General features: G+C 58.0%; 5 protein-coding genes and 1 pseudogene. 3 read left to right on the top strand and 3 right to left on the bottom strand.

Features of this window, described 5'->3' with window-relative positions; all coding sequences use genetic code 11:
- From V6C16_RS07295 to V6C16_RS07285, 3 genes and pseudogenes are all read right to left on the bottom strand, one after another.
- Positions 1–459: pseudogene (locus V6C16_RS07295) on the bottom strand (outer membrane protein assembly factor BamA); the annotation flags it as partial.
- The gene (locus tag V6C16_RS07290) at positions 440–1126 is read right to left on the bottom strand and encodes an ABC transporter ATP-binding protein (protein ID WP_333535469.1); all 687 of its coding nucleotides are present in this window, start codon (positions 1124–1126) and stop codon (positions 440–442) included. The pseudogene V6C16_RS07295 and the gene V6C16_RS07290, both read right to left, overlap by 20 nt.
- 2 nt (positions 1127–1128) lie before the next feature.
- Positions 1129–2355, bottom strand: a complete 1227-nt coding sequence (locus V6C16_RS07285) for a lipoprotein-releasing ABC transporter permease subunit (protein WP_333535472.1) — start codon at positions 2353–2355, stop codon at positions 1129–1131.
- 690 nt (positions 2356–3045) lie between these two features.
- Between V6C16_RS07285 and V6C16_RS07280 the strand changes: the two genes are divergently transcribed.
- The 3 genes from V6C16_RS07280 to V6C16_RS07270 form a co-directional block, all read left to right on the top strand.
- Positions 3046–3618 (top strand): cytochrome c3 family protein, encoded by a 573-nt coding sequence (locus V6C16_RS07280; protein WP_333535470.1) that lies wholly within the window; start codon positions 3046–3048, stop codon positions 3616–3618.
- Positions 3615–4061 (top strand): hypothetical protein, encoded by a 447-nt coding sequence (locus tag V6C16_RS07275; RefSeq protein WP_333535471.1) that lies wholly within the window; start codon positions 3615–3617, stop codon positions 4059–4061. Before V6C16_RS07280 ends, V6C16_RS07275 begins: the two co-directional genes overlap by 4 nt.
- A 139-nt stretch (positions 4062–4200) precedes the next feature.
- On the top strand, positions 4201–5366 hold a 1166-nt coding region (locus V6C16_RS07270), incomplete at its 3' end, for a molybdopterin-dependent oxidoreductase (RefSeq protein ID WP_333542955.1).

Below are 5366 nucleotides of genomic sequence, written 5' to 3'. Positions count from 1 at the left end.
TGCCAGGGTGCTGGCACAGTCGCTGAGGGCCACAAGCGAATTGCGCTCGAAACCGGCAGGTATGGCTTCGCCCTGCTGCACGGGGACAAGGCGCGTATCCATGCTGAAACCATCGCCAAGCTGGTTGAAGCTGCCATAAATAACAAGCTGCGCTCCGGCCTGCCGGCCCAGGGCGCGCGCTGTGGCAAGGTCAATGGTTTCACCGCTGCTGCGTTGCAACTGGCGCGCCGTGTTCATAGGCACAACGCGCATGCCGCTCTGCTTGAGCTGGTCAGTGATGATCTGCGGCACGTCCTGGGCGGCATTGGGCATTTCCGGCCCGGCATTTACCTGAAAGGGCAGCACCAGAACAAGCGGACCCTGTGACGCGCCGGCCTCGCGGGGCATAAGCTGGACGGCGCATACCAGAGCGGTGACGCAAAGAATGTTGGACAGGATATTACGCAAGATTTTTTTCATACAGAGTCCCCGCTTTCAGTTCCAGGATGCGGCCCATACCTGCGGCCAGTTCCCGATTATGCGTCACGACCACGAGAGTCATGCCCAACTCGCGGTTAAGTTCATTCATAAGCGCGCCCACCTGCTCTCCGGTATGTTCGTCCAGATTGCCGGTGGGCTCGTCAGCCAACAGCACTCGCGGGCGCATCAGCACTGAGCGGGCGATGGCTACCCTTTGTCTTTCGCCGCCGGAAAGTGTGGCAACCTTGCCGTCCATCCGGGCCGCAAGACCCACGCGTTCAAGCATTTCCCTGGCTTTGGGCATGACGGCGGACTGGCGTTCACCGCCGATTATGGCCGGCATTGCCACGTTTTCCACTGCCGAAAACTCCGGCAAAAGGTGGTGAAACTGAAAAACGAAGCCCAAGGTTTTATTGCGGAAGGCCGCTTTTTGGTCGGGCGTCATGTGGGTCATGTCCTGCCCGTCAAAATAGACAGCGCCCGTACTTGGAGTATCAAGAGCACCCATAAGATGCAAGAGGGTGCTTTTGCCGGAACCGGAAGCCCCTACAATGGCAAGAGCTTCCCCTTCTTCCACGACAAGATTGATATCTTTGAGGATCTCAAGGTTTTCGCTCGGTGCGGAGAAAACTTTATTCACGTTGGAAAATTTATAGAGTGCGGACATGGCTACTCGTAGCGCAGGGCTTCCGCCGGTTCCAGGCGGGCCGCCTGGCGGGCCGGATAAAGGGTTGCCAGAAAGCACAGCAACATGGCGCTGGCCCCCACGATGAGCACGTCGGTGAGGGTGATGCTGATGGGCAGGTGGTCGAGAGTATAGACGTTTTCAGGCAGTTTGATGAACTGGTAGCGCTTGAGCAGCCAGCCCACAGTAAGGCCGAGCACATAGCCCAGCAACGTGCCGATAACGCCGATGATGCTGCCCTGATACATGAAAATACGGCGTATCATGCCGCGCGTGGCCCCCATGGACATCATGATGGCGATGTCGCGCGTTTTTTCCATAACCAGCATGACAAGCGATGTGACAATGGAGAAAGAGCCGATAAGCACCACCATAGTCAGCAGGATGAACATGCCGATCTTTTCCAGCTTGAGGGCCGCAAAAAGGTTGGCGTTCATTTCCATCCACGAGCGCACATAAAAGGGAGAGCCAAGCTCTGTCGCCACACGGCTGGAGATCTGGTCGGCCTTGAAGAGGTCGTTGACGGTCAGTTCCACGCCGGAAAGATATTTTTCGGGCAGGCCGAGCACGTCGCGGGCCGCGGCAAGGTGCACGAAAGCGAGGGACGAGTCGTATTCAAACATGCCGGTCTTGAATATGCCCACTATCTCGAAAGGGCGGATGCGCGGCGCGTAGCCCGATGCGGTCTTCTGCCCGGAGGGCGACAGCAGGTTCACACGGCTGCCCACCGCAAGGCCGAGGCGTTTCGCCAGTTCTTCGCCGATGATAAGGCCGGGCGCACCTTCTTTTTGCAGGCCGGCGGCAGACCCGGAGCGCATCTGGCGCAGCATGGAGAGCACCTGCGGCCCGGACTCAGGGTCAATGCCCCGCAGAACAACGCCTTTGACGCCGTTGCCCGACGAAAGCATCACTTCGGTATACACAAAGGGAGTGGCTCCGGTAACGCCCTTGATGGAGCGTATGCGGTCCAGCAGGCCGTCATCGTTTTCAAAGGCCGAAGGCAGGTAGGACATGACAATGGCATGTGAATTGGCGCCAAGAATCTTGTCCCGCATGTCGGTGGTCATACCGTTGTATACGCCAAGCACCACGACCAGAGCGCCAACGCCGAGGGCCACGCCCAGAATGGACATGAGAGAGATGATGTAGATGAAGGTCTGCTTGCGTCTTGAAAACAGATAGCGCAAGGCCACGAAGAGTTCGAACGACATTTGCGGCATATTGGCCCAGCTTGGCAGGATATTCAAGATATTTTTTAGAAAATGCTCCTGACGCCGGTTTTTTCGGCGACGGAACGCCCCCATTTGGACGCAGCAGCAACGGCGTGGCCCCCTCGCATGACGCCTGCAGCCTGTCAGTAAGCCCTGCGGGCGATGCGGGGTTTGCAGGTTTTTCTGTGCCGCCCTTGTCTGCCGGATTGGCTTATACGCTTGAGAGGCAAGGAAATCCAGAGCTATTTTCAACCGCCGGACGGCGTTCATCGGGCGAAGCGCTTTCGGCGTCAGGGGCGTGTGCGGCGCTGCGGAAAATTCAGGATGCAGGCACGTCTGTACGCACGGGCGGTGGACCGCTCTTTGGACAAGCGGGTTGCACGAATAGGGGCTGCACGCTGGCATGCGGACCCGGTTCGGCGGAGTAAGTCATTGTCGGAAATTGTCATATTTTTATGAAAGTAGTCATATTTTCATGAATTCTGTTTCAGGGTAATTGTGATGTTTTTCTCAAATAGTAAGTAAAATCACGCTTGTTCTTAAAGATGTGAACTGGCATGACAATTGCTTTGTATCTGTAACATTTTGTAAAATAAAGATTTATTTTTATGTAACAGCTTTTGCAATGGCACGGCAAGCGTGACCGTGCTTTCAAACGGCATTCTTTTTTATTGATGGAGGTTCACACCCATGCCTTATCCGCGAAAGCGCGTCTGGATCATCGGCAGCGTAATTCTGGCGGCGTGCGTGGCGCTGGCGGGCGCGGGGGTGGCTTACACCTCCGGGACCAGTTTTTGCCTGTCCTGCCACGAAATGCGCGTGTATCAGGAAGAAATGCGTTTTTCATCACATGCGGCCGATGCCCAGGGCCAGCCCATCGGCTGTTCTCAATGCCACATTCCGTCGGGCAATGTGGTGCGCATGTTGGGGGCAAAAGCCTGGCTGGGCGTGAAAGACCTGTGGGTCCACACGACCGAAGGCGGCGCAGATCTGGACCGTGCGGCCATGCAGCCCATAGCCCGGCGCTTTACTGATGACGCCAACTGCCGGGCCTGCCACCAGAATCTGACCAGAAACGCCAAAAATGACGGACCTGTCTCTGAAATGGGCAGGCTCGCGCACGAAAACTACGAAGGTAAAAACGGGCAGGCCCGCAGCGGCTGCGTGGGGTGCCACCGTAACCTCGCCCACCTGCCTGTTTTTGACGAACGTATTCCCACAAATCAGAAGTTCGCCCAGAAAATCAAGGAGATCCGGCCATGAAGTCCTGCAAGATCGTGCTTTTTTCCCTGCTGGCGCTGCTGGTGCTGGGGGGTGTTTATTTCGCCTACATGGCCTGGGCTTTTCCCACTGACCGCTGCGAAGCCGCCAAGCATCTTGCAGCGCCGCAGATGGAGGGCGACTGCTACAGTTGCCATGCCAAAAGCACCCCCCGTGTGGCGCAGGAATGGTATGAAAGCAAACACGGCATCACCCTTGTGCGTTGTCAGACCTGTCACGGCATGCCCGACGGCAAGGGGGCCATTCCCTTTGCCCGCAAGCCGGGCGTGGAAGTGTGCGCACGCTGCCACTCCCTGTCCATACAGCGCATGGAGGCCAAGTTCGGCAAGCGTGATGACTGCGTGAGCTGTCATCCCTACCATCAGAGTCCCATGCACGGTCGGGCCTATGAATACCGCCTGCCCACCAACAAGACGGACCTGTAGCGCCTGGCGCGGCGGTCGCGCGCCGCAGGCTGGAGTCATTGCCTGAAAAAACAGCCGGGGTTTTCCGGCGGCACAGGCGCCTCCCGCATGACGGGACCTGGGAATGGGCTTGTGCCGGACCAACAGCGAGGTTGAACATATGAGTACTTCACGTCGTGATTTTCTGAAATATTTTGCCATGTCCGCCGCCGTGGCAGCGGCCTCCGGCGCAGGGCTCGGGTCTCTGGCACATGCGGCGGACAGCAGGCCGGAAAAATGGGTAAAGGGCGTCTGCCGCTACTGCGGCACGGGCTGCGGGGTACTTGTGGGCGTCAGGGACGGCAAGGCCGTGGCTATTCAGGGCGACCCCAACAACCATAATGCGGGCCTGCTGTGCCTCAAGGGGTCTTTGCTTATCCCCGTGCTCAATTCAAAGGAAAGGGTCACGCAGCCCCTGGTGCGCCGTCGCAAGGGCGGCAAGCTTGAGCCTGTAAGCTGGGACGAGGCCCTGGATCTGATGGCTTCCAGATTTCGCAGCAGCATTGATGCGCATGGTCCCAATTCGGTTGCCTGGTATGGCTCGGGCCAGTGCCTTACCGAAGAAAGCTATGTCGCCAACAAGATTTTCAAGGGGGGCTTCGGCACCAATAATGTGGACGGCAATCCCCGCCTGTGCATGGCCTCGGCCGTGGGCGGCTACATGACGAGCTTCGGCAAGGACGAACCTATGGGAACCTATGCCGACATTGACCAGGCCACCTGTTTTTTCATCATCGGCTCCAATACGTCCGAGGCGCATCCCGTGCTTTTTCGGCGTATAGCCCGCCGCAAGCAGGTGGAGCCGGGCGTAAAGATCATTGTGGCCGATCCGCGCCGCACCAACACTTCGCGCATAGCCGACATGCATGTGGCTTTCCGGCCCGGCACCGACCTGGCCTTCATGCACAGCATGGCCTGGGTTATCATCAATGAGGAGCTGGATAATCCGCGTTTCTGGCAGCGTTACGTGAGTTTTATGGATGCGGAGGGCAAACCTTCTGACTTTGAGGGCTACAAAGCCTTTCTTGAAAACTACCGTCCGGAAAAAGTGGCGGAAATCTGCCGCGTACCGGTAGAGCAGATCTACAGCGCGGCCCGGGCTTTTGCCGAGTCCGGCGCGACCATGAGCCTCTGGTGCATGGGCATCAACCAGCGCGTGCAGGGCGTGTTTGCCAATAATCTTATCCATAACCTGCATCTGCTTACCGGGCAGATATGCCGCCCGGGGGCCACGTCTTTTTCGCTCACCGGGCAGCCCAACGCCTGCGGCGGCGTTCGTGACGGCGG

Origin of the sequence: Desulfovibrio sp. 1188_IL3213 (genome assembly GCF_036763145.1) — a bacterium.
Taxonomy (GTDB): Bacteria; Desulfobacterota; Desulfovibrionia; order Desulfovibrionales; family Desulfovibrionaceae; genus Desulfovibrio.
The sequence above is the reverse complement of the archived record's forward strand: the minus strand, read 5'-3'. Positions and strand labels throughout refer to the sequence as shown.